The sequence below is a fragment of the Borrelia sp. A-FGy1 genome (assembly GCF_014084025.1).
In the GTDB taxonomy this organism is placed as follows: Bacteria; Spirochaetota; Spirochaetia; order Borreliales; family Borreliaceae; genus Borrelia.
In genome coordinates, this window is record NZ_CP043710.1 from 1 (window position 1) to 1,975 (window position 1,975).

At 28.9% G+C, this 1,975-nt stretch carries 2 protein-coding genes and 1 pseudogene; 1 reads left to right on the forward strand and 2 read right to left on the reverse strand.

Annotated features, from left to right (window positions below; translation table 11 throughout):
- Window positions 1–319: pseudogene (locus tag F0310_RS05580) on the reverse strand (hypothetical protein); the annotation flags it as partial.
- Window positions 320–377: 58 nt separating this feature from the next.
- On the reverse strand, window positions 378–1,670 hold the full coding sequence (locus F0310_RS05860) for a hypothetical protein (protein ID WP_232535992.1): 1,293 nt from the start codon (window positions 1,668–1,670) through the stop codon (window positions 378–380).
- A gap of 211 nt (window positions 1,671–1,881) precedes the next feature.
- Here F0310_RS05860 and bdr point away from each other — a divergent pair.
- A partial coding sequence (bdr, locus tag F0310_RS05865) for a Bdr family repetitive protein (protein WP_232535993.1) occupies window positions 1,882–1,975 on the forward strand: 94 nt, incomplete at its 3' end.

Here is a 1,975-nt window from a genome sequence, read left to right on the forward strand (position 1 = left end):
GTGTCTTTCTATCTGAAGATGTATCTAAATTAGAGAATAATAAGTTTGATATTTTTTCATGAAATTCTTTAAACTCACGGAGTGTATCGTCTAATTTATTTTCAGAATTAGCGTTTTTAAGAATATGATCAGCATTTTGAATTGCTGCAAGAGATGCTTTTTCATGTTCTTCTTTTACAAAAGTATCTAATTTAGATTTAATTTCTTCTTCTGAAGGAATAGATGATTTAGATACTTCTGCTTTTGCATTAGTTTTAGCATGCAAGTCATTTTGCATTACTGCTGGATTTGTTGGATTATTTAGTAGGGATAATCCCATTAGATGATCTTAAAAATCATTTGAAATAAATAAAAAGAGCCCTTAAAAGGCCCTTTTCTTATGCCTTTATTTTATTTATTTTATATTCTGCATCTTTTTCTAATTCTTCAAGTATGCTAACAAGATTACTCTTACTCTCATTAATATAAATTAATGTTTTTTGTATTAGCTTAATAATAAGGGTAGCTTGATCTACATTATCTTTAGTGATCCCATCAACAGTAACGCTAGAAAGATTACCACCAAGATGACCTTTAGCCCTACCACATAAAACCTTTAGAATGTTTTTGATTTGCTTTAAGGTTGCAAACTTATCATCAAATTCCTTTTCTGTTTGAAAGCCTAATTTCTTACGCTCATCAATCTTATCTTTTGCTTCTATAAGACCACTAAGTTTTGTAATCTCATAAATAATATTTTCAAGGGACTTGTTTAATTTTTCTTTATCTTTACTATCTTTGCTTTCCTTACTTCCCTTATCAGGGATACCTTTTTTAAGATCTTCAAGCTTTTCAATAATAAGATAAGTCTTATCTTCAGCCATGTTAGCTTTTTCAGTTAAGTCAGAAGTAGTTTGCATGAATTTTTGAAATCTTGCTTTCTTTTCTTTTCTTTTTTTCCTCTCTTCCTCTCTCTTTTTTCTCTCTTCCTCTTGTTGTGCTTTAATCTTATCAAGCTCTTGTTGTTTCTGTCTTTCTTGCTCTTCTAGAATAGCTTTTCTTTTCTTTTCTTCTTCAATCTTTTTCTTTATAGCTTCAAGAGTTTCTTTAATAAAAGCATCTTTTTTTGAGTCTGCAACTGCAGCATGTTCTTTATTGCTATCTTTATGTCCTTTTTGTTCTTCTTGCTTATTAGTTTGTGCTTTAGCAGCAACATTTTCAGTTTCATTTTTATTTAAATGTGTTTGATTAGATAATTCTTCTTCTAATTGTTTTTGTAAGGCTTCTAAAGAAGCAATTTTATCATTAATTTTTGAAATGTCTGTTAAAGCATTCTGTTCAATGCTAGATAATGTTTCTCTAACTTTATTTTTTAAAGCGATTTCTTGCTGATTTTCAGATTGGTTTTGCACTAAACTCTCTTTATCTAGATTGCCTAGAGCAGCAAGACTGTGTTTGTTTTGATTTTTGTTTTTATTACTGCTAGAAGCAAGTTTTGCTATATTAACTCCACTACTACTTTTAGAACCACTACTACTAAGCAATAGTTTATCTAGGCTGTTTGATTTTGTAGTTTCATTAGTTTCATTTAACAAAGAAGACTTGTTGCCTAAACCTTGAAATAGTTTGCAGCTGGGGAATAGTGATAAGAGAAGTAAGCTAATTAAAATAAATTTGTTACATTTCTTCATAAGTATCTCCTGAAGAACAAAGTATTTAAAAAATATAGGTAACCTTTAAGGCATTATTTTTATATTTAGTAAATATAGTACATAACTAGAAATAAGCATTTTTAAGATTTAGGTATTTTTATCTTACTAAGTAAAATGTGTGTTAATATTAAGACATAAAGATGTTAAGTATAGATAACAAGAGTGTTTAAATTGCAGTAAGGAGGGTTATATGAGTAATGTTGCACGTGAAGCTAAACCCAGATATGAGTATGTAAAGCAGGTATTTCTTGATAAGGATTTTCCAGAAGATGTAATTGATTACG